The organism is Rahnella bonaserana (assembly GCF_019049675.1).
Taxonomy (GTDB): domain Bacteria; phylum Pseudomonadota; class Gammaproteobacteria; order Enterobacterales; family Enterobacteriaceae; genus Rahnella; species Rahnella bonaserana.
The window spans coordinates 129,824-151,060 of record NZ_JAFMOW010000062.1 but is presented as its reverse complement, the minus strand read 5'-3'; the positions used below and the strand labels follow the sequence as shown (position 1 = coordinate 151,060).

The window sequence follows — 21,237 nt, the reverse complement described above, 5'->3', positions numbered from 1 at the left end:
TCCGGTCTCGCGGGCAGTCCGGCTGCCCTCTTATTCACTGATAGACAGTCTGTGGAGATTCTAATGACATCTGATTTACAGTGGCAAGCCGCTGAGGCGACAGCAAAACGCATTACTAAAAACTGGGATAAGCCCGGTGAGCCCGGCGGGGCAATCACTCTTTTCGACAGCAAAACATTACGCGGTTTCGCCACCGGCGGTCTGGCTAATCTGACGACATCAGAGCCGTTCAGCATTGATTCCGTGGTGCGCTATGCATCCGTCACCAAGCATATTTTCGCGGCACTGGCCTTAATGAAAAGTGATGCCGGGCTGTCAACAGAAGACCGCCTCGGGCAGTATCTGCCTGACCTGAAGCCACCGATGTCAGAAGTAACGATCGGTCAGGCACTGGACATGACCGGCGGTTTACCCGACGTGCGCGAAACGCTCTCCCTGCTGGGGATTTCGGTTTATAACGTCAGCGACGCCAAGGCGATTATGGCGTTTCTGGCGCAGGACGGTGCGCTGAACTTCCCCGCCGGTACGGAGATTTCATACAGCAATACCGGTTACCGGCTGGTGGAGGAAATTCTCAGGCAAAAAGGGATTTTGTTTGAAGATCTGCTGACGGAACACATCGCACAGCCTCTGGATATTGCATTCCGTGCACCGGAAACCTGGTTTGATATTGTGCCCGATCTGGTACCCGGTTACTGGCAGGACACTAGCGGCTGGAAAACGGCGGTCGCCGGTTTACATCTTTCGGCTTCCGGCAGTCTGACCGGCAGTGTACGGTCGCTTTCCGTCTGGCTGCAAAGCCTGCTGGCCGACAGCGGTCCGGGTGCAGGCGTGCTGAAAGCACTGACCGCGCAACGTCATCTTCACGGCAATATCCCTTCCGCCTACGGACTGGGAACCACGTCGTCGCAAATCGGTGAACATACGGTTTACGGGCATGGCGGTTCCCATGCTGGATACAAAACCTATTTCCTGCTTCACCCTGAACTGGACGCCGGTATCGCGCTGGTATCCAACCGCGAAGATACCACCGCGTATACGCACGCACTGGAAGTCATGTCTGCGTTACTGGCGACACCGCTTCCCGCCCGCAGTTACGCCCTGCCTGATGGTTTGTATTCCAGCATTGCAGATCCTTACTGGCTGAAAGTCAGCAATGGCACCGCCAGCTATCTGGGTTCCGCCGATAATTTGTATCAGGGCGAGGATACCGGTGAGGCCATTACGCTTTCGGCGCATATGCCCATGCGCTTACGCTGGAATGGTCATGCCATTGAAGGAGAAATTGGCCACGCACCACGTTACTTCCGGCCAATTGAACCTAATAACTGCCTGAAAATGGTTCAGGGGCGCTGGTATCATCCGGAGTCAAAAGCCGCCTTTGATATCGACGGCGACAAACTGCGGACTGGCGTTGGCACACAGCGCGCCAGCGGTCAGTTAACCTCGCTGGGGGCTGGACGTTTGCTGGTGGAATTACCCGACGGACCGTGGCAGAAAACCTTCTGTCTTTACTTCCAGGGTTACAACGTCAAACTCGTTTCAAACCGCAGCCGTGTTCTGAGCTTCCGCCGCGACGAATGCCGCAGCAGCTGGCAGTCTGAACGTTAATCCCGCGCCGGTTTTTAAAGCCTCCCTTTGCGGAGGCTTTTTTTGTTAACTTCATCACATTTCATTAATACAAACGGATCATCTGGTACATAACCGCACAAAATGTTCAGTCCTTATTTAACAAGGCCTGCCAGCCCGTTTTGCCGAAAACACCCTCACAAAACCTCCTGAAAATTAGTTGCCACACGCAACCGTCACTTTTTCCCGGATGTTAATTGAATTAACATCCGGGAAACAAAATTCAATGCCCGCTTCATCTGCATGGCATTAAGAAACACATCAAGTGTTCAGCTCATGATGCCACTGAATTTTAAAGATATTGATTTAATGCAATTATTTTTCCAGATCTTTTTTAAGCAATGTTTTGCTACCGCTACAAGGGATGAGTCTATGTCTGTTAATAAACACACAGCACGTGCTGTAATTTGTGCTTCCGCTTTATTATTCTCCGCCACTTCCGCTTTCGCCGCCGGGTATCCTCAGCTCGATAACGCGCAGGCTGCAAAAGTCATCGACAGTGTTAAAGCAACCATCGCTGAGCAACACAGCACCGGTTGTGTTGCTGTTGTTGATGCGTCTGGTTCATTACTGGCATTCCAGCGTCTTGACGGCTCTCCTGCCGGATGCGTCGAAGCCTCCATCGGTAAAGCACGCACTTCAGCGCTGTATCACGCCCCTTCGCTGAAATTCATGCAACGCCTGCAAGGCGGCGAAACGACCGTACTGGCCATCCCGCACGCGGTGGCACTGGGTGGCGGCTTCCCGCTGACCATTGACGGCGAAGTGGTCGGTGCCGTCGGTGTCAGCACACCGAAGCAGGACATCGATAATCAGTCATCAGAAAAAGCGGCCAGCGTCCTGAAATAACAGGCACTTTTAATCACTCCTTCTTGTTGACGGCCACGCCCGTGGCCGTTTTATACGGAACATTTACGGACTTTCAGCATGATCAATCTCTCTCGTCGCCGGTGGATTCTCGGCACTGCGGGCGTCATGGTTGCGGGTATCGGTAGCCAGATGCTGGGCGGTGGCGTATTTACCACCCTCGCCCACGCCGCGCCACCGCTGGCCTCCGCCGTGACAATGCCGGACAGTTTTATGGCGCTTTCTAAACAGCTTACCGGCATGGACACACCCGAACCGCACCTCGGTCAGGCGCTCTACAGCTGGCTGCATCAGTCATCAGGTAATGCGCAGCTTGATACGCAGCTGGAAGCGCTTTCGGCGCTGATCACCACGCACAGCAATGTTGTCGGTGATGATTTGCATCAGCTGCTGGCCGCACAACCAGCAGAGCTGGCGCAGCTGTATCAGCAACTGGTCAGCGGGTGGTATCTCGGTGTGGTCGGTCAGCCCGGCAGTCAGAAATGTATCGGATTCGAAAATATCGTCAGCTATCAGCTGCTGAAAAATAACCTGCTTCCGCCAAGTTATGCGCCGGGCGAACCGAATTTCTGGGTCAACAAGCCTGCTGAACTGCAACAAAATTCCACAGAGGTAATTGCTCATGGCTGATGCACTGAATGCAGATGTCGTTGTTATTGGTGCGGGTATCGCCGGTTCGCTCGCTGCGCTGAAAATGGCGAAAGCCGGTGTTTCCGTGCTGATGCTCGATTCAGGACCGGTGATCAAACGCGATGAAGCGGTAGAACTGTTCCGTCAGTCGCCGCTGAAAGGGGATTTCACCGAGCCGTATCCGCCGAAACCCTGGGCACCGCAACCGAAGTTCCAGCCAAAAGATAACAACTATCTGATCCAGAAAGGCCCGGATCTCTATGCTGCGCAATATCTGCGCGGTGTTGGCGGTACGACCTGGCACTGGGCGGGACAGGCGTTCCGTTTGCTGCCAAACGATATGAAGATCAAAACGCTGTATGGCGTCGGTCGCGACTGGCCGATCAGCTATGAAGATCTGGAACCGTATTACACCGAAGCAGAAATTCAGATGGGGGTTTCGGGTGATGACGCGCTGGACTCCCCGCGCTCGCAGCCTTATCCGCTGCCGGGTATCCCGCTTCCTTACGGGTTCGACCGCATCAGTAAACGCATCGCCAAACTCGGTTACATACTGGGTATTGGTCCGCAGGCGCGCAACAGTATCCCTTACGATGGCCGCCCTGCCTGCTGTGGCAACAACAACTGTATGCCGGTCTGCCCGATTGACGCGCAGTATCACGGCGGGATTTCCGCGCGCAAAGCCATTGAAGCCGGTGTGCGCGTCATTGCCAACGCCGTGGTATACAAAATCGAGGCTAATGACAGTGGCGAAATCGTGGCCGTGCATTATCTCGATGCCGACAAAGTCACGCACAAAGTTACCGGTAAACGCTTCGTGCTGACCGCCAACGGCATCGAAAGCCCGAAACTGCTGCTGATGTCCACCAGTGACAAATACCCGGACGGCATCGCAAACAGCTCCGGCATGGTCGGTCGCAATCTGATGGATCACCCTGGCACTTCCGTTGAATTCTATGCCGATGAGCCGGTGTATTTCGGGCGCGGCCCGATGCGTCCGGGCAGTATCAACAACCTGCGTGATGGCGATTTCCGCCGCGATCGTTCTGCGCTGCGTATCGATGTCGCCAATACCTCGCCGGTACGTTATCTGACCGAGCGCCTCGTGCGTCAGGGTTATTACGGCAAAGCGCTGAACGACAAACTGACCTATCAGTCTGAGCGCTTCATTCAGCTGAAATGCCTGTTGGAAATGCTGCCGGAGCCTGAAAACCGCGTAGTACTGAGCAAATCCGAGAAGGACGAATGGGGGATCCCGCGTCTGGAAGTTCACTACAAATTCCCGGACTACGTTCACCGCGGATATGATCAGTCGATGCTCGACTTCCAGAAAATCGTCAAAGAGATGGGCGGCACCGAAGTGGTGTACAGCAAGCGTGGCGTTTACGACAACAACCAGCATATTACCGGCACCATGATCATGGGCAGCGACCCGAAAGATTCGGTGGTGGATGGAAATTGCCGTACCCATGACCACCCGAACCTGTTTATCGCCGGTACCGGCATTATGCCTTCTGCTTCGACGGTGAACTCCACGCTGTCCGGAACGGCACTGGCGTTACGTATGGCTGACGCAGTGCTGAAAAGCCTGGCCTGATGGATTTTCTGAGGATTGAGCAATGAAAATGAAATTCGTGCTGGCAGCTCTGCCATTAATGGCAGCGGCCGGCGTCTGGGCTGATGATGCAACAGGCAACGCGGACATGGTTAAACGCGGTGAATATCTGGCAATTGCTGGTGACTGCACCGCCTGCCACACCGCGCCGGGCGCGGATAAAACCGCCAGGTTCGGCGGTGGTTATCCGCTGGCATCCCCTTTCGGGGTGATTTACGGCACCAATATTTCTTCTGATAAAGAATTTGGTATCGGCAGCTGGAGTGACGATGAGTTCGTGCGCGCGGTGCGTGAAGGTGTCGGCAAAGACGGACAACAGTTGTATCCGGCGATGCCTTACGATTCTTTCACCAAAATGAAACGCGAAGACGTTCTGGCGATCAAAGCCTATCTGATGTCGCAACCTGCGGTACATTCTGCCGGACCGCAAACGGACTTGTCCTTCCCGTTTAACCAGCGCTGGGGCATGCGTGTGTGGAAGATGTTTAACTTCGACAAAGGCGAACTGAAAAACGATCCGTCCAAATCAGCGGACTGGAACCGTGGCGCGTATCTGGTGGAAGCGCTAGAACACTGCGGCACCTGCCATACGCCACGTACGCTGACGATGGGTATGGATACCGACAAAGCGTTTTCCGGCGGTGATTTAGGCTCGTGGGTGGCCTTTAACATCACGCCAGACAAAAACGCCGGGATCGGTACCTGGTCGCAACAGGAACTGGTGACTTACCTGAAAACCGGTTTTGTGGCGGGCAAAGCGTCAGCTTCCGGTGCGATGTCCGAAGCCATCGAGCACAGTCTGCAACACCTCACAGACAGCGACCTGAACGCGATTGCCACCTATATCCGTTCAGTTCCGGCGATTGCTGATGACAAGCAAACCAAACCTCGCGATGAGTGGGGTCAGCAGACTGAGGACGTTTATCCGTTGCGTGCCGAAGGTCAGACAATCGACCAGTCTGCCGCAGCGCTGTTTAATGCCAGCTGCGCCGCCTGTCACGGTAAAGGTGGCGAAGGCAGCGGCAAGGGATTCCACGCGTATCCGTCGCTGTTCAGCCACACCAGCACCGGTTCTTACGATAACCGGAATCAGGTTTCGGTGATCCTTAACGGCGTGCAGCGTCATATGGATAAAGGCGAAATCATTATGCCGTCATTTGCCAATCAGCTGAATGACGAGCAAATTGCGACGCTGAGTAATTATGTCAGCACACAATTCGGTAATCCGGCAGCGGCGACCGTCACCGCCAAAGACGTCGCAAAAATCCGTAAAGCGGCTGACCTGACGTATCCGCCGAAAATCGAAGAAGGCACACAGAAGTAATTTAGGGTCGTGCAACCGACAAAAGGAGCTGCCGAAGCTCCTTTTTACGTTTATGGAAATCGCATTTCCTGAAGGCTAAGGCTTATGCGAATGCCGTCTTGAACCAAGCGTCGCCAGTGTCAGGATTGAACTGGCCACCGCACGGTTTTTACCCTGCCGTTTCGCCTCATATAAAGACAAATCGGCCAGTTTCAGCGACTTGCGGATAATCATTCCAGGCAAATACAGTGAAATTCCTAGTGATACCGTCACTTTAAGTTCCCTGCCATCTTCAAGAATGATCAGGCAGTTTTCGACTTCCTGGCGAATGCGTTCCGCAATAGATATCAGTGTCGGCGGGTCATACGCCGACGTCATGACCAGAAACTCCTCACCGCCGTAACGCCCGGCGAAGTCTTCATTACGCGTCAGATGGCGTAATAAACGTCCTACTTCAATTAACACCCGATCGCCCGCCAGATGCCCGAGGCTGTCATTCACCCGTTTGAAGTTATCAATATCGAGCAGAATTAAGCCGCAGGCTTCCCGCTGTATTTGCCGTTGCGCCAGCCAGTAATCAATACTGGCCCGGTTATTAATTTGCGTCAGTTCATCAGTCGCTGCCTTCACACGGATGGTGAACACTTTACTCATGTAGATTTCTTTATAATTCAGCGCGTGATAGCAGAGAATCATGCAGAAAGCGGCAACCATCTGATAAAAAATCAGCTGCGTCCACGGGACCTTAATGCCATGTAATCCTGAAACCAGCGCCAGACGAAAAATACCGACCAGTACAATGGTAATGTAAAGTTCACGGTGTTTCCGCCGTTGCCAGACACGGAATAAAAACAGGGTGCCGAGGATTATTGCGATAAAAAGATTATTGAGTGTGAACATACCACTGAAGAAAAATGCCACCACATAACTGCATAACCCACTCAGCCAGCCGCCGAAAAAAGTCACTAAAATCATCGGCAACATTTCAAAACTAAAATAAAGGCTGTCCGTCAGCGCCAGCTGGTTGCCCCGTAAATAGAGCGACGTAATGCCCGCCACCAGGCCGAACACGATCCGTTTCCAGTACGAGCCTTTAAATGTGAAAGGTTCACTGCGGCTGAGGACAAAAAAGCTGATCGAGAGCGTGGCGTACGTGACACAAATATCCGCATACAGGCTGGTCAGCGAAAATATATCCGGCATAATTAAATGCGTCCTCTTACGCTATTACCTGTCGATTCACGGGTATTAACATAAATATAGATGATGAATGCCTTCGTCGTATCCGTATGTGAAATAACTGGCGGCATATCACATTGCCACCCATTACAATAAAACGAAGACTACGCAGGAAAGTGTTATCGAGTCTTGATTTATATCTACGTAACCTGAGTCAGACCGGCGTAGGCTATGACTTTTCCGGTGACGGAATACCGGGTTATTATCAATTCTTCTCCCCAGGTGGTTTACGCCCTATGAATATCTCAGGAAGTCGCCGTATCAGACTTTTCAGTGCTCTGACCGACGCCTGTTTTCGTGAAAAATATACCTTTCAACGTTTACTAAAAGACGCCATTGCTGGCGTAACCGTCGGAATTATCGCGATCCCCCTTGCGATGGCACTGGCCATTGGCAGCGGCGTGCCGCCGCAATACGGGCTTTATACCTCGGCGGTTGCCGGGATAATTATCGCTATTTTCGGCGGCTCTCGCTTTAGCGTTTCAGGACCGACCGCGGCATTTGTGGTGATCCTCTATCCCGTTTCACAGCAATTCGGGTTATCCGGCCTGTTGCTGGCGACACTGATGTCCGGCTTTATGTTGCTGCTGATGGGACTGGCGCGTTTTGGCAGACTGATTGAATATATTCCGTTGCCCGTCACGCTCGGGTTTACCTCCGGCATTGCGATTACCATCGGTACGATGCAGCTTAAAGACTTCTTCGGGCTGTCGATGGCCAGCGTTCCCGAGCATTATCTGAGTAAAGTGGCGGCGCTGGCGATGGCATTGCCGACGCTGGATATTGGCGATGCGGCGATTGGCATTGTGACGCTCGGGGTCTTAATCCTCTGGCCGAAACTGGGATTGCGCATTCCCGGCCATCTTCCGGCGCTGCTGGCCGGTTGCGCGGTAATGGCTATTTTCATGCAGGCCGGACATCCGGTCGCGACCATCGGTTCTCGCTTTCATTTCCTTTTACCGGATGGTTCGCAAGGTAACGGCATTCCGCCTATTTTGCCGCAGTTCGCCCTGCCGTGGACACAACCCGACGGCAGCGGACTGAGCTGGTCTCTGGTACAAGCGCTGCTGCCCGCCGCGTTTTCTATGGCGATGCTGGGCGCAATTGAATCGTTGCTGTGCGCCGTGGTTCTCGATGGTATGACCGGCAAGAAACACCATTCGGACAATGAGCTGATCGGTCAGGGTATTGGCAATATGGTCAGCCCTTTCTTTGGCGGCATCACCGCCACGGCGGCCATTGCCCGTTCCGCAGCTAACGTCCGTGCCGGTGCGACATCGCCGGTTTCTGCGGTGATCCACTCGTTGCTGGTGATCCTCGCCCTGCTTATTCTCGCACCGCTGCTTTCATGGTTACCGCTTGCAGCAATGGCTGCGCTGCTTTTGATGGTGGCGTGGAATATGAGCGAGGCACATAAAGTCGTGGATATTCTGCGCCGCGCGCCGAAAGACGACATTCTGGTGATGCTGACCTGCATGAGCCTGACGGTACTGTTTGATATGGTGATCGCCATTACCGCCGGTATCGTGATGGCGTCATTACTGTTTATGCGACGGATAGCAAAGCTGACCCGCCTGACGGAAGTCCCTGGTGAAGTTGCGGAAGATACGCTGGTTCTGCGTATCAACGGTCCGCTGTTCTTTGCTGCGGCTGAGCGCCTGTTCAGTGAATTACAGGTACGCAGTTCCGGTAAGAAAATCATTGTATTGCTGTGGGATCGTGTGGCCGTGCTCGATGCCGGTGGCGTTAATGCTTTGCAGCACTATATCAATGCCCTGCCGGAAGGAACCGAACTGCGGATTGCTGAGATCCCCTTCCAGCCACTGAAAACTATGGCCCGCGCCAGAATGCATCCAGTGGAAGGAAAACTGGGTTTCTACAGTTCTCTGCAGGATGCCCTTCACCATCACCACTAAACGAAAAAGGCGACCCGAAGGTCGCCTTTGTTTTATCTGGCTGAGGCAGATTATTTGCTGGTATCGAGTGGCGGGAAGCTTTTCACCAGATCGTCGATAGCTTTCATCTGCACCAGGAATGGCTCCAGTTTATCCAGCGGCAATGCCGAAGGACCGTCGCATTTTGCGTGAGCCGGATCTTCGTGTGCTTCGATGAACAGGCCAGCAATACCGACCGCCATACCGGCGCGTGCCAGTTCTGCCACCTGAGCACGACGACCGCCTGATGCTGCGCCAAACGGGTCACGGGTTTGCAGTGCGTGGGTCACGTCGAAGATGACCGGATGACCGCCAGTCGCATTGATCATCACGTTCATACCCAGCATGTCGACCACCAGGTTGTCGTAACCAAAGTTGCTGCCGCGATCGCACAGGATAACCTGATCGTTGCCGCCCTCTTTGAATTTATCAACGATGTTACCCATCTGACCCGGGCTAACGAATTGGGGTTTTTTCACGTTAATGACAGCACCGGTTTTCGCCATGGCTTCAACCAGATCAGTCTGACGCGCCAGGAACGCTGGCAGCTGGATCACATCAACCACTTCAGAAACAGGCTGTGCCTGCCAGGATTCGTGAACATCAGTGATGATTTTTACACCGAAAGCTTTTTTCAGTTCCTGGAAGATTTTCATGCCTTCATCCAGGCCCGGACCGCGGTAAGAATGAATAGATGAGCGGTTGGCTTTATCGAAAGACGCTTTAAACACGTAAGGAATACCGAGTTTCTGGGTCACGGTGACGTAATGTTCACAAACGCGCATCGCCATATCGCGAGATTCCAGCACGTTCATCCCACCGAACAACACAAACGGCAGATCGTTGGCGACTTTGATGTCCTGAATGCTAACCACTTTATGTTTCATACTTTGGCCTTTTAGTAAAAAATCCTTCATCTGAAGCTGCCATAACCGGCTGTTTTATCAACATTTATCAGATGGAACGAGAGGTAATTATCAATTAATGTAGTGTCACTTGCTTGTGCTCAATCGAGTGGATTTGCACTTTAATCACTTCTGAAATCGGGTCTTCCGGGCACTGCTCAACGAAATAGTTAAGATCGTTAATCGCCACGTGATCACATTCCAGCTGGGCGTAAATCAGCCCGCGGTCACGGATTTCATACGGGTCTTCCGGGTCGAACTGTAATACGGTTTCACTGGCACGAAGAGCCAGTTCAAACTGTTTTTCTTCCATCAGCGCGGCTTTCAGAGTGTCGAGCATTTTACGCACAATCAGCGTATTTTCTGCTTCATCGAGATCATCATCTTCGATTTCCGCGGTCACGCCCAGATTGCCTTTCAGCCACACATTGAGCATATGTTCATTGAGCGTGTCGCCGTTGATAGGATTGAGAAGCCACATCTCTTCATCGAGCCAGTCGGCACGCAGGATAAGTTGTGTCGGGAAAATGACCGGCATCAGCGGCAGATCAAGTTCATGCGCAATATGCAGGAAAATCACCCCCAGCGAAACCGGGGTTCCCTGGCGGGATGACAACACTTTGTCTATCCAGATAGCGTCAGACAGGCGATAAACGCCCCCCGCGCCACCAAAACCCCAGGTACGATAAAACAGTTCAATCAACACTTCGAGCTGCTGATCCTGATCAAGATCCACAGGAACGACGCTGCGCGCTTCATCAACCAGCAATTGCAACTGATGGCGAACGTCGTCCGCATTAAAATCAAAACGCACGGATTCTGTTACTTTGATCACCCCGGCACTGAGCCGGGCGTTGTTAAATTCAAAATCAGCAAGGGTACTCATAGTTATCCCATTAGCAGCGGTATTTTCGTCAGCGCCAGTTTAAGAATCACATACAGGCAAGCAAGCGCCAGGATAAAGGCCAGCCAGCGGGTTTTCTGACTCACTGGTCGCTTGCTCAGGGCTACAAAACCCAACGCAATATAGATAATAACGCCAAAAATCTTTTCGGTCAGCCAGGTTCCCTGTGGGCTGAACGGATAAAAGTGTGTGATGAAGATAAGCGAAATACCACTTAATAGCAGTAAAGTATCCACAATATGTGGAACAACCTTCACCCAACGTTTCTGCATGATAGCAGAACCCGCCCATTTCCAAAAAAATCGCAGGACAAATAGCGCAATGCTCAGCGTGATTGTCAGCAAATGCAGATTTTTAATCCAGACATACGCCATTGTCTGTTTCCTTTGTGTTTGATTTTCTTAAAGAATGACGTTCTTAAAGAGTAATATTCTTAGAAATTGTTGATTTCAGTTACAGCGGCCATTGTCCAAGGCTGACGCGATCGTTACCGCCGTAATCTTTTACGGTCGCTACCTGCTGATAACCGACATCCTGGAAAAGCGTTTGCACCTGCGCCGCCTGTTGCCAGCCATGCTCAAGCAATAACCAGCCGCCCTTCTGAAGATACGCGGGTGCAGCGGCAATAATATGCGCGAGATCAGCCAGACCGGCATTATCTGCCACCAGTGCGCTGGCGGGCTCAAAACGCACATCTCCCTGAAACAGGTGTGAGTCTGTGGCATCAATATAAGGGGGATTACTGGCAATCAACGCAAAGCGTTTTCCGGCAACCGGCGTAAACCAACTGCCCTGCAAAAACTGCACATTCAGGATATTCAGCTTCTGCGCATTGTGTTTTGCGAGGCTGACCGCCTCGGGTTGCAGGTCAATGCCAGTGACCTGGCAGTCTGACCGTTCACTGGCTAAAGCCAGCGCGACAGCACCAGTGCCGGTCCCCAGGTCGAGGATACTGACGGGTTCAGCCGGCAGGCGTTCAAGCGCCTGTTCGACCAGACATTCAGTATCAGGGCGCGGGATTAATGTGGCAGGAGAAACAGAGAGAGGCAGCGACCAGAATTCGCGCTCCCCCGTCAGATAAGCAACCGGCTCACCCTGCTCACGTCGCGCCAGCAGGGTTTCGAGCTGTTGAAGCTGTTCAGCGGAAAGCTGCGTTTCGCCAAAAGCCATGATAAAGGTTCTTGCCCGGCCAGTCACAAAGCCGAGCAGGATTTCAGCATCGCGCTTCGGGCTTTCACCCGCGGCAAGCCGACCGGTGGCGTCACGCAGCCAGGACTGAAAATCCATCAATCCTGCTCTGAAAGCGCGGCGAGCTGATCGGCCTGATACTCCTGCACGATCGGCTGGATCAGACTGTCCAGTTTACCTTCCATCACTTCATCCAGACGATAAATAGTCAGGTTGATGCGGTGATCAGTTACGCGACCCTGCGGGAAGTTGTAGGTGCGGTTACGGTCTGAACGATCGCCGCTGCCAAGCAGGTTACGGCGTGTCGAAGACTCTTCAGCCTGACGTTTTGCCATTTCAGCAGCACGGATCCGCGCCCCCAGCACAGACATCGCTTTGGCTTTGTTTTTGTGCTGTGAACGTTCGTCCTGACATTCCACCACGATACCGGTTGGAATATGCGTAATACGGATAGCCGAGTCAGTGGTGTTAACGTGCTGACCGCCCGCGCCCGACGAGCGGAACGTATCGATACGCAAATCACCGGCGTTGATTTCCGGTAGTTCGGCTTCAGGAATTTCAGGCAACACCGCCACGGTACAGGCTGAGGTATGAATACGCCCCTGAGATTCGGTTTCCGGTACTCGCTGCACACGGTGACCACCTGATTCAAATTTAAACTGACCGTAAGCGCCCTCGCCGCTGATTTTGGCGATCACTTCTTTATAACCGCCGTGTTCGCCTTCGCTGGCGCTCACGATTTCTACACGCCAGCGACGCATTTCGGCGTAACGGCTGTACATACGGAACAAGTCACCGGCGAAAATAGCCGCTTCATCACCGCCGGTTCCCGCACGAATCTCGAGGAAACATCCGCGTTCATCGTCCGGATCTTTTGGCAGTAACAGAAGCTGTAATTTTTCTTCGAGTTCTTCGATATTGGCTTTGCACTCTTTGATCTCATCCTGCGCCATTTCGCGCATTTCTTTATCATTAAGAGCAGGATCGTTGAGCATCATCTCAGCGGTTTCTAAATCCTCCTGTGCCTTACGCCAGGCCAGAAAACATTCAGAAACAGCCGTTAACTGTGAATATTCGCGGGAAAGACTGCGGAATTTATCCTGATCGGCAATGACGCTGGCATCGCCAAGCATCGCCTGCACTTCTTCGTGGCGCTCTTGTAACGCTTCCAGTTTGGCAACAATAGAAGGCTTCATGCGTGGTGTTTAACCCTGTGAGAAAAGGAGAACTATTGCTGACCCAGCCCGAGGCTGTCGCGTAAAATTTGCAAACGCTCCACATCACCGTCGCTTGCTGCCTGTTGCAGAGAACGGGTTGGCGCGTGAATAAGGCGGTTTGTCAATTTGTGGGCTAATTCATGGATCACCGCTTCGACGTCAGCGCCCTGCGCAATGGCGGCAAGAGCTTTTGCTTGTGCGTCGGCGCGAATAATATCAGCACGTGAGCGATAATCACGAATAATTTCAACGGCTCCCTGCGAACGCAGCCAGGCCATGAAGTTTGAACTCTCCTGCTCAACGATAGTTTCAGCCTGAATGGCCGCCGCTTTGCGTTGTGCAAGATTGTTTTGAATGATGCTGTGCAGGTCATCGACGCTGTACAGATAGGCGTTCGCCAGTTTGCCGACTTCCGGTTCGATATCACGCGGAACGGCAATATCCACCATCAACATTGGCTGGTTACGGCGGGCTTTTAACGCGCGTTCAACCATGCCTTTACCGATAATCGGCAGAGGGCTGGCGGTGGAACTGATGATAATGTCGGCTTCAGCGAGACGGGAATCGATATCCTGCAGACTGATTACTTCTGCGTTCACTTCCGTCGCCAGCGCCTGCGCACGCTCGCGCGTACGGTTGGCAATCATCATGTGACGCACGTTGTGCTGATGAAGATGACGCGCGACCAGTTCGATGGTTTCACCCGCCCCGACCAGCAACACATTCACATCGGAAAGGGATTCGAAAATCTGACGCGCCAGCGTACAGGCAGCAAAAGCCACCGAAACAGCGCTGGCACCGATATCCGTTTCAGTACGCACACGCTTGGCTACCGAGAAGGATTTCTGGAACAGACGTTCAAGTTCACCGGAAACGGCCTGACCATTTTGCGATTCGGCGAAGGCTTTCTTAACCTGCCCGAGGATTTGCGGCTCGCCGAGAACCAGCGAATCCAGTCCGCTGGCAACGCGCATCAGATGGCTGACAGCTTCGTTATCATGGTGCCAGTAAAGGCTTTTGCGGACTTCATCTTCACTCAGATGATGGTAATCGCATAACCACTTAACCAGCTGTTCCTGCAAATTTTCCTGCTGTTCGACGCTGAGATACAACTCAGTGCGGTTACAGGTAGACAACACGACTCCGCTCTGCACCAGCGGTTGCTGGAGAAGACTGGAAAGCGCCTGATCGAGGGTCTCGGGTGAAAATGTTACCCGTTCACGCAGAGACACCGGGGCTGTTTTATGGTTGATACCTAATGCAAGCAGGGTCATATGGGAAGCGGTTATCGGCTTATACTTTATAATAGTATGGGTTTACGTCTGCTGCGCATTCTACAAGATGCGCGAGATCAATAAAAGGCGAACAGCACCTTCGGTTAAATATGATGTGGGTTTATTTCTGTTCTGGTTGTAAAACCGCACAGAAAGCGGCTTGTAGCCTGATTTAGGTAATGTGTGAGCCGAGCCCTTTTCACATTAATTCATCTCTATTAAGCTCCGTACTGCCCAAAAATGCCCCGAAGAGCATCTCAGGGTAATCCCACGCTGCGGTGATTAACTGCCATCAATAATAAATCTCTGAAAATTTACTTTTTACAAGGTTCGCTAATTTTTCCTACTGAACGAAGGAATAACCTAAAGCCTCACTTTTAAAATGGATTTATGAAAATGGCAATACCGGCATACCTGTGGCTTAAAGACGACGGCGGCGCAGACATTAAAGGATCAGTTGACGTGAATGGACGCGAGGGCAGTATTGAGGTTCTGGGATTCGGTCATGGCTTGTTTTTGCCTACTGATAACTACACAGGAAAAATCACCGGAACCCGTGTACATTCCGCACTGACTTTTGAAAAAGAATTCGACAGTTCCTCGCCATACCTTTATAAAGCCGTCGCAAAAGGCCAAACCTTTAAATCAGCAGAGTTCCGTTGGTATCGCATCAATGATGCTGGTCAGGAAGTTGAGTACTTCAATATGCATCTGGAAAATGTGAAAGTCGTATCTGTTTTTCCCCTCATGCATGATTGCAAAAACCCTGCCACTGAAAAACATAATCACCTTGAGTCCGTCTCCCTGCGTTACGAGCGAATAACCTGGAAACATTGTGATGGGAATATCATTTTTTCAGATGCGTGGAATGACAGATGATCAAATGCACATTTCGATTAAACGGAGCGGGCATATCAACGCTAAGCTGCCCAGGGGTTGGTTTTTTCCCTGCATACTCAGGTAATCCCGAACAACGCAACGATCCAGAACAAACAACAGTGAAAGACATAGGGCTACTACCACCAGGCAGATATTACATTGTTGCCCGTCCGGTCGGTGGTTTAATGTTTAAGCAACGTGATTGGGTAAAGTCGATCGTAAGCGGTTCAGATCATGAATCGTGGTTTGCTTTATTTCGCGATGACAACCTGATTGACGACACGACGTTTATTGAGGATGTCGAACGGGGAAATTTCAGGTTGCATCCGGCCGGATATCGGGGGATCAGCAACGGCTGCATTACATTTACAAGCAAGTCACACTTTGCCATCCTTCAAGAAGCGCTACTAACAACGCCCACCACGATGGTTAGTCCTACACTGAAAGCTTTTGGCACGGTACAGGTGTATTGATGAAGCCATCCCAATATGTTCTGATCTGGATTGCGGGGTCGGTGTCTTTTATTGTGATACTCGTCACCATTTTCGCACTAATACCAGAAAATGTTGCGTACTCACTTTTGACAGAAAAAACAGGTTTTATTACAGAAGAATCATGGGCAAATATTTTTATGACTCTCATTCATCTGACTTCATTCCTGTTGAACATTTCCCTGATCTGGTTTATCGCCTTTTTACTGAAAAAGAGAACGTAAGCACAACCCGGCCGTGGGCAGGGTTATTTACATCCTTAGAATATCTTCAAACTCGTCTGTTGCGGCATCGTTGATAATGTGCCTTACAGTGACAAATCCTTTTACACATCAGCATTGTCCCAAAACGGATTGATCGCTGATCATCTGCGCAGGCTTGAGATCATCCAACGCTTCTGCTGTGCTAAACTAACGCACGCCAAATTTGCCCTGGCATCCCATTTCGCCAAAGCACAAAGGATTTTATCTGTTATGCCAATGCGTAAAGCACACTTCGTCCGCCTTCTTCCTCTGGCAAGCTTAGTTCTTGCCGCCTGTTCGATTAACGCGCCGAAAGGCCCGGCGACCAGCCCGACTTCTCCGCAGTGGCGTGAACATGAAGCTCAGGTTAAACAGCTCGAGCATTATCAGACCCGCGGTTCTTTCGCTTATCTTTCTGATAAACAAAAAGTCTATGCCCGCTTCTTCTGGCAACAGTATTCCCCCGATAGCTACCGTTTATTGCTGACCAACCCGCTGGGTAGCACCGAAATGGAGCTGAAAGTGCAAAGCGGTATTGCTCAGCTGACCAATAACCAAGGCAAGCATTACACCAGCGATAATCCAGATGACATGATCCAAAAGCTGACCGGCATGTCGATTCCGCTGGCTAATCTGCGTCTGTGGATGCTTGGCCTGCCGGGTGATGGCACCGATTTCACGCTCGACAGCCAGTATCGCCTGTCTCAGGTGAAGTTCACGCAGAACGGTAAACCGGGCACTGTGGTGTATCAGAGCTATGACGAAGACGCCAAACCTTCCCTGCCGCAGCGTCTGGAAATGACACAGGGCGAACAGCGTATCAAACTGAAAATGGATAACTGGACGCTGAACTGAGATGACACAGCAATTGTGGCCTTCTCCGGCTAAACTCAATTTGTTCCTTTATATCACCGGGCAGCGCCCTGATGGCTACCATGATTTGCAGACGCTGTTTCAGTTTGTCGATTACGGTGACAGCCTGAGTTTTAGCGCCCGTGACGACGGTGATATCGTGCTGACCACGCCGGTTGAGGGCGTGGCTGATGAAGATAACCTGGTGGTGCGCGCCGCGCGTTTGTTGCAGCAGCATACGGGTACATCTCAGGGCGCTGACATTGCGCTGAAAAAACGTATTCCGATGGGCGGCGGTCTGGGCGGCGGTTCTTCTAACGCGGCGACCGTACTGGTGGCGCTGAATGCGATCTGGAATTGCGGGCTTTCCGATACCGAACTGGCGCAACTGGGTGTGTTACTGGGTGCGGACGTGCCGGTCTTTGTGATGGGCCATGCCGCCTTCGCCGAAGGAATTGGCGAGATTTTACAGCCGGTCGAACCGGCAGAAAAATGGTATCTGATTGCACATCCCGGCGTCAGCATTCCTACGCCGGTGATTTTCGGCGATCCTGATCTGACCAGAAATACGCCAAAACGCCCTGTTAATGTGCTTTTGGACACGCCATACGCAAATGATTGCGAACCGATTGCGAGAAAACGTTTTTACGAGGTTGAACAGCTACTTTCTTGGCTGTTAGAATACGCGCCGTCGCGACTGACCGGGACAGGTGCTTGTGTGTTTGCAGAATTCGACACCGGGTCTGCCGCCCGTCAGGTTTTGGACAAAATGCCATCGTGGAGTCGGGGTTTTGTCGCGCAAGGTGTTAATATCTCGCCGTTGCACCGTTTTCGCGAAATCTGGTTGAGAACTGCGGGCAAAGCGTAGAGAGTCACAGTGGTTTTGTGTCTGTTCTTTGCCAGCCAATTATTCAACAGATTTAAGTAGTAAGATTTAGAAGTATCGTGAGCATAATGCTTTGGTACCGCTCACCGCCCGGTGGTACCAAAAGCCAATGTCTTCCCTGGACGCAAGCCTGAGGTTCTTCTCGTGCCTGATATGAAGCTTTTTGCTGGTAACGCCACCCCGGAACTAGCACAACGTATTGCCAACCGTTTATACACCAGCCTTGGTGACGCCGCCGTCAGTCGTTTCAGCGACGGTGAAGTAAGCGTGCAAATTAACGAAAATGTACGTGGCGGAGATATTTTCATTATCCAGTCCACCTGCGCGCCTACTAACGATAACCTGATGGAACTGGTCGTAATGGTTGATGCCTTACGCCGCGCCTCCGCTGGTCGTATCACAGCCGTTATTCCTTACTTCGGCTATGCACGTCAGGATCGCCGGGTACGTTCTGCCCGTGTACCCATCACTGCTAAAGTTGTTGCTGACTTCCTGTCCAGCGTCGGCGTTGACCGTGTTCTGACTGTAGACCTGCATGCAGAGCAAATTCAGGGCTTCTTCGATGTACCTGTAGACAACGTTTTCGGCAGCCCTATCCTGCTCGAAGACATGTTGCAACAGAACCTGGAAAACCCGATTGTGGTTTCTCCGGACATCGGCGGTGTTGTTCGTGCCCGCGCTGTGGCAAAACTGCTGAACGATACCGACATGGCTATCATCGATAAACGTCGTCCACGCGCAAACGTTTCTCAGGTGATGCACATCATCGGTGATGTTGCTGGCCGTGACTGCGTACTGGTCGATGATATGATCGACACCGGTGGTACTCTTTGTAAAGCCGCCGAAGCACTGAAAGAACGCGGTGCTAAACGCGTATTCGCTTACGCTACCCACCCGATTTTCTCCGGCAATGCAGTGGAAAACATCAAGAACTCCGTCATCGATGAAGTGATTGTGTGTGACACCATCCCGCTGTCCGCAGAAATCCGCGCGCTGAAAAAAGTGCGTACCCTGACCCTGTCAGGCATGCTGGCTGAGGCTATCCGCCGCATCAGCAACGAAGAATCCATTTCTGCGATGTTCGAGCATTAATCATTACGCCCCTGTTTTCAGGGGCGTTTTGTTTTGCCTGAATACGTTTTGCCAGAAACAGAAATGCAAAAAAACCGTTATCGCGCGAGCGACAACGGTTTTTTATTGTTTAAGAAACCTTATTTTAGAAAATCAGGAATGACGGTGTGTTTTGCTGTTCGTGCAGCGGGAATCAAAATGACGTACCCACCAGTAACGGTCTGCGACGCGTTCATGCCCACCGACTCTCGCTCCTGCGACCCATAAAATGGCACCGACGAAAATACTGCCGATCGCACCATGAGCCAGGAATTGAGGCAACCCGAGTTCAGGCATCTGGTTCAGAATCGAATAACCAACACCACCGACCATTGTGAGCAAACCGAGTCCCATCAGGCCATTGCCGATCATTCGTGCGGTTTTACGTTTCATAAGTCACCTCCAGTTGTCGATAGTCTTAGCATCATTGCTGTCTTGTCTTTTCCTGCCTTTAACTATAGACGTCCCATCCGGTTCACTTTGCGGTAGCGATCACAGACAGAGAACATTCAGCGACAAAACTTTACGTTTTCCAGACATATAGCTTCGGAGGATTAATAGTCAGCCCAATGAACTATTCAATATTTCGCGTAACTGGCACGAATTATTCTTTGTGATATTTGGCACAGTGAAACGCGACAGGTAAACTATCCCGCTAAACCTCACCGGATAAAGAAGCGAAAATCGTGAGCAGCATTAAATTGATCGTTGGACTGGCCAATCCCGGCGCAGAATACGCCCAGACCCGCCATAACGCAGGTGCCTGGTATGTGGATCTTCTCGCCCGTCAGCACAATCAGCAGCTGAAAGAAGAAAGTAAGTTTTTTGGTTACACCGCGCGCCTGTCACTGGCCGGTCAGGACGTCCGTCTGCTGGTGCCGACCACTTTTATGAACCTCAGCGGCAAAGCCGTTCTGGCAATGGCGCAGTTCTATCGCATTGAGCCGGACGAAATTCTGGTGGCGCATGACGAGCTGGATATCCCGCCGGGCATGGCGAAAATTAAACTCGGTGGCGGTAACGGTGGTCATAATGGTCTGAAAGATATTCAGAGCAAGTTCGGTAACAACCCGAACTTCTACCGTTTACGTATCGGTATCGGCCATCCGGGCGATAAAAGCAAAGTGGTGGGATTTGTGCTGGGCAAGCCGCCAGCCAGTGAACAGAAGCTGATCGATGAGGCGATTGATGAATCACTGCGCTGTACTGAATTGCTGATGAAGGAAGGTTTGGAAAAAACCATGCGTCGTTTGCATACCTTCAAAGCTGAGCTTTAATCTGCTCCATTTTGGTAAATTATCTTCCGGGTGCAAAGCTTTGTACCCGGTTGACACTTTTAATTATTAAAATTTTTGGATTGCTAAGAGAAGATGTATGTTTTAAGCAGTAATTAAAATTTGCCCTCTGAATGTAAATTTACCATATTTCTGACGAATTATTCTTTCAATATCTTCAGTCGGATTACTCCCTGTAATATGGTACAATCCGTAGTTAGCATCCAGGTAATATACCGAGTTTTTATTATATCGAAATGCCGCAACAGCATGACTGCTGTCGTCCGCCGCTCCAAAATCGATAATAATTATAACACCCTGCTTTGAGAGAGATGATGATTCATTAATATCCAAACCCTTAATCTCCCGGTGTGTACTAATGTTCGAATGAGTATATCTCATACCGGGGACTTTATACTTTTCCTCTAAGAAAATTTGTTTTCTATTTTTATATTTTGCAATAAAAAAAGCAGTTTCAAAATAGTTTCGCGAATATTTAAAATAGTCGCCCACCCTTTTCTCCATGTTGAGCTGCTTAAGCCTTGCACGCTCAAAAGTATCTATGAGTAATTTTGTATTTTCGACCGAGGGGAAAATACATTCCTTAGGATATCTTTGAAAAGCAGAAGGGGCAGGCTTTCTTATGGTTCTATTTTTTAACATATCCCCCAACCAAGTCAAACTCAACCCCATGCAATACCCATCATTATTATCTCTTGATAAAAAGTCATTATATACAGCTCTAAAATCTCTGATAAGCCTGAACATGGATGCCTCCTAGTAAAAGGAGAAAACAAT

General features: G+C 51.2%; 21 protein-coding genes. 12 read left to right on the top strand and 9 right to left on the bottom strand.

What is annotated here, in order from left to right; all coding sequences use genetic code 11:
- Positions 1 to 63: 63 nt before the first annotated feature.
- From J1778_RS12200 to J1778_RS12180, 5 genes are all read left to right on the top strand, one after another.
- Entirely contained in the window at positions 64 to 1,611 is a 1,548-nt protein-coding gene (locus J1778_RS12200; RefSeq protein WP_217173387.1) for a serine hydrolase domain-containing protein, read from the top strand.
- Between the two features lie 390 nt (positions 1,612 to 2,001).
- Positions 2,002 to 2,478 (top strand): GlcG/HbpS family heme-binding protein, encoded by a 477-nt coding sequence (locus J1778_RS12195; protein ID WP_217173386.1) that lies wholly within the window; start codon positions 2,002 to 2,004, stop codon positions 2,476 to 2,478.
- Positions 2,479 to 2,556: 78 nt separating this feature from the next.
- The gene (locus tag J1778_RS12190) at positions 2,557 to 3,126 is read left to right on the top strand and encodes a sorbitol dehydrogenase family protein (RefSeq protein WP_217173385.1); all 570 of its coding nucleotides are present in this window, start codon (positions 2,557 to 2,559) and stop codon (positions 3,124 to 3,126) included.
- Entirely contained in the window at positions 3,119 to 4,723 is a 1,605-nt protein-coding gene (locus tag J1778_RS12185; protein WP_217173384.1) for a GMC family oxidoreductase, read from the top strand. Before J1778_RS12190 ends, J1778_RS12185 begins: the two co-directional genes overlap by 8 nt.
- A gap of 22 nt (positions 4,724 to 4,745) precedes the next feature.
- Positions 4,746 to 6,065, top strand: coding sequence for a cytochrome c (locus J1778_RS12180; protein WP_217173383.1), 1,320 nt, complete (start codon positions 4,746 to 4,748; stop codon positions 6,063 to 6,065).
- 75 nt (positions 6,066 to 6,140) lie between these two features.
- Here J1778_RS12180 and J1778_RS12175 read toward each other — a convergent pair whose 3' ends face one another.
- Entirely contained in the window at positions 6,141 to 7,247 is a 1,107-nt protein-coding gene (locus J1778_RS12175; RefSeq protein WP_217173382.1) for a GGDEF domain-containing protein, read from the bottom strand.
- A gap of 272 nt (positions 7,248 to 7,519) precedes the next feature.
- On the opposite strand from J1778_RS12175, the gene dauA reads away from it, so the two are divergent.
- Positions 7,520 to 9,199 (top strand): C4-dicarboxylic acid transporter DauA, encoded by a 1,680-nt coding sequence (dauA, locus tag J1778_RS12170; RefSeq protein ID WP_217173381.1) that lies wholly within the window; start codon positions 7,520 to 7,522, stop codon positions 9,197 to 9,199.
- 50 nt (positions 9,200 to 9,249) lie between these two features.
- Here the strand turns inward: dauA and kdsA are convergent, their stop codons facing one another.
- From kdsA to hemA, 6 genes are all read right to left on the bottom strand, one after another.
- Complete coding sequence (gene kdsA, locus J1778_RS12165) at positions 9,250 to 10,104, bottom strand: 3-deoxy-8-phosphooctulonate synthase (protein ID WP_217173380.1); 855 nt, start codon at positions 10,102 to 10,104, stop codon at positions 9,250 to 9,252.
- A gap of 94 nt (positions 10,105 to 10,198) precedes the next feature.
- Positions 10,199 to 11,008 (bottom strand): invasion regulator SirB1, encoded by an 810-nt coding sequence (gene sirB1, locus J1778_RS12160; protein ID WP_217173379.1) that lies wholly within the window; start codon positions 11,006 to 11,008, stop codon positions 10,199 to 10,201.
- Positions 11,009 to 11,010: 2 nt separating this feature from the next.
- Entirely contained in the window at positions 11,011 to 11,400 is a 390-nt protein-coding gene (locus tag J1778_RS12155; RefSeq protein WP_217173378.1) for a SirB2 family protein, read from the bottom strand.
- 79 nt (positions 11,401 to 11,479) lie between these two features.
- Complete coding sequence (gene prmC, locus J1778_RS12150) at positions 11,480 to 12,313, bottom strand: peptide chain release factor N(5)-glutamine methyltransferase (RefSeq protein ID WP_217173377.1); 834 nt, start codon at positions 12,311 to 12,313, stop codon at positions 11,480 to 11,482.
- A complete protein-coding gene (prfA, locus tag J1778_RS12145) occupies positions 12,313 to 13,410 on the bottom strand; it encodes a peptide chain release factor 1 (protein ID WP_129638275.1) in 1,098 nt (365 codons plus the stop codon). The genes prmC and prfA overlap by 1 nt, the downstream gene beginning before the upstream one ends.
- A 32-nt stretch (positions 13,411 to 13,442) precedes the next feature.
- A complete protein-coding gene (gene hemA, locus J1778_RS12140) occupies positions 13,443 to 14,705 on the bottom strand; it encodes a glutamyl-tRNA reductase (RefSeq protein ID WP_217173376.1) in 1,263 nt (420 codons plus the stop codon).
- 396 nt (positions 14,706 to 15,101) lie between these two features.
- Here hemA and J1778_RS12135 point away from each other — a divergent pair, with 396 nt between their 5' ends.
- The 5 genes from J1778_RS12135 (at position 15,102) to prs (ending at position 19,147) form a co-directional block, all read left to right on the top strand.
- A complete protein-coding gene (locus J1778_RS12135) occupies positions 15,102 to 15,584 on the top strand; it encodes an Hcp family type VI secretion system effector (RefSeq protein ID WP_217173375.1) in 483 nt (160 codons plus the stop codon).
- Positions 15,581 to 16,057 (top strand): DUF2778 domain-containing protein, encoded by a 477-nt coding sequence (locus tag J1778_RS12130; protein ID WP_217173374.1) that lies wholly within the window; start codon positions 15,581 to 15,583, stop codon positions 16,055 to 16,057. Before J1778_RS12135 ends, J1778_RS12130 begins: the two co-directional genes overlap by 4 nt.
- Before the next feature lie 491 nt (positions 16,058 to 16,548).
- On the top strand, positions 16,549 to 17,172 hold the full coding sequence (gene lolB / locus J1778_RS12125) for a lipoprotein insertase outer membrane protein LolB (RefSeq protein ID WP_015697397.1): 624 nt from the start codon (positions 16,549 to 16,551) through the stop codon (positions 17,170 to 17,172).
- Position 17,173: 1 nt separating this feature from the next.
- Positions 17,174 to 18,037, top strand: a complete 864-nt coding sequence (gene ispE, locus J1778_RS12120; protein ID WP_217173373.1) for a 4-(cytidine 5'-diphospho)-2-C-methyl-D-erythritol kinase — start codon at positions 17,174 to 17,176, stop codon at positions 18,035 to 18,037.
- 162 nt (positions 18,038 to 18,199) lie between these two features.
- Positions 18,200 to 19,147: a ribose-phosphate diphosphokinase gene (prs, locus tag J1778_RS12115; RefSeq protein ID WP_013575591.1), complete on the top strand. Its 948-nt coding sequence runs from the start codon at positions 18,200 to 18,202 to the stop codon at positions 19,145 to 19,147.
- A gap of 132 nt (positions 19,148 to 19,279) precedes the next feature.
- On the opposite strand, the gene ychH is transcribed toward prs, so the two are convergent.
- Positions 19,280 to 19,558: a stress-induced protein YchH gene (gene ychH, locus J1778_RS12110; RefSeq protein WP_217173372.1), complete on the bottom strand. Its 279-nt coding sequence runs from the start codon at positions 19,556 to 19,558 to the stop codon at positions 19,280 to 19,282.
- A gap of 293 nt (positions 19,559 to 19,851) precedes the next feature.
- On the opposite strand from ychH, the gene pth reads away from it, so the two are divergent.
- Positions 19,852 to 20,442: an aminoacyl-tRNA hydrolase gene (pth, locus tag J1778_RS12105; RefSeq protein WP_217173371.1), complete on the top strand. Its 591-nt coding sequence runs from the start codon at positions 19,852 to 19,854 to the stop codon at positions 20,440 to 20,442.
- A gap of 102 nt (positions 20,443 to 20,544) precedes the next feature.
- Here the strand turns inward: pth and J1778_RS12100 are convergent, their stop codons facing one another.
- Complete coding sequence (locus tag J1778_RS12100) at positions 20,545 to 21,207, bottom strand: hypothetical protein (protein WP_217173370.1); 663 nt, start codon at positions 21,205 to 21,207, stop codon at positions 20,545 to 20,547.
- Between the last annotated feature and the right edge of the window lie 30 nt (positions 21,208 to 21,237).

What these genes read in the sequence shown, in the direction of transcription:
- J1778_RS12185 (WP_217173384.1), top strand. Translation starts at nt 3,119, where the DNA reads ATGGCTGATGCACTGAATGCAGATGTCGTTGTTATTGGTGCGGGTATC.
- J1778_RS12180 (WP_217173383.1), top strand. Translation starts at nt 4,746, where the DNA reads ATGAAAATGAAATTCGTGCTGGCAGCTCTGCCATTAATGGCAGCGGCC.
- ychH (WP_217173372.1), bottom strand. Translation starts at nt 19,558, where the DNA reads ATGAAACGTAAAACCGCACGAATGATCGGCAATGGCCTGATGGGACTC.
- J1778_RS12175 (WP_217173382.1), bottom strand. Translation starts at nt 7,247, where the DNA reads ATGCCGGATATATTTTCGCTGACCAGCCTGTATGCGGATATTTGTGTC.
- J1778_RS12195 (WP_217173386.1), top strand. Translation starts at nt 2,002, where the DNA reads ATGTCTGTTAATAAACACACAGCACGTGCTGTAATTTGTGCTTCCGCT.
- sirB1 (WP_217173379.1), bottom strand. Translation starts at nt 11,008, where the DNA reads ATGAGTACCCTTGCTGATTTTGAATTTAACAACGCCCGGCTCAGTGCC.
- J1778_RS12100 (WP_217173370.1), bottom strand. Translation starts at nt 21,207, where the DNA reads ATGTTCAGGCTTATCAGAGATTTTAGAGCTGTATATAATGACTTTTTA.
- kdsA (WP_217173380.1), bottom strand. Translation starts at nt 10,104, where the DNA reads ATGAAACATAAAGTGGTTAGCATTCAGGACATCAAAGTCGCCAACGAT.
- J1778_RS12155 (WP_217173378.1), bottom strand. Translation starts at nt 11,400, where the DNA reads ATGGCGTATGTCTGGATTAAAAATCTGCATTTGCTGACAATCACGCTG.
- J1778_RS12130 (WP_217173374.1), top strand. Translation starts at nt 15,581, where the DNA reads ATGATCAAATGCACATTTCGATTAAACGGAGCGGGCATATCAACGCTA.
- J1778_RS12135 (WP_217173375.1), top strand. Translation starts at nt 15,102, where the DNA reads ATGGCAATACCGGCATACCTGTGGCTTAAAGACGACGGCGGCGCAGAC.
- J1778_RS12190 (WP_217173385.1), top strand. Translation starts at nt 2,557, where the DNA reads ATGATCAATCTCTCTCGTCGCCGGTGGATTCTCGGCACTGCGGGCGTC.
- J1778_RS12200 (WP_217173387.1), top strand. Translation starts at nt 64, where the DNA reads ATGACATCTGATTTACAGTGGCAAGCCGCTGAGGCGACAGCAAAACGC.
- ispE (WP_217173373.1), top strand. Translation starts at nt 17,174, where the DNA reads ATGACACAGCAATTGTGGCCTTCTCCGGCTAAACTCAATTTGTTCCTT.
- dauA (WP_217173381.1), top strand. Translation starts at nt 7,520, where the DNA reads ATGAATATCTCAGGAAGTCGCCGTATCAGACTTTTCAGTGCTCTGACC.
- lolB (WP_015697397.1), top strand. Translation starts at nt 16,549, where the DNA reads ATGCCAATGCGTAAAGCACACTTCGTCCGCCTTCTTCCTCTGGCAAGC.
- prfA (WP_129638275.1), bottom strand. Translation starts at nt 13,410, where the DNA reads ATGAAGCCTTCTATTGTTGCCAAACTGGAAGCGTTACAAGAGCGCCAC.
- hemA (WP_217173376.1), bottom strand. Translation starts at nt 14,705, where the DNA reads ATGACCCTGCTTGCATTAGGTATCAACCATAAAACAGCCCCGGTGTCT.
- prmC (WP_217173377.1), bottom strand. Translation starts at nt 12,313, where the DNA reads ATGGATTTTCAGTCCTGGCTGCGTGACGCCACCGGTCGGCTTGCCGCG.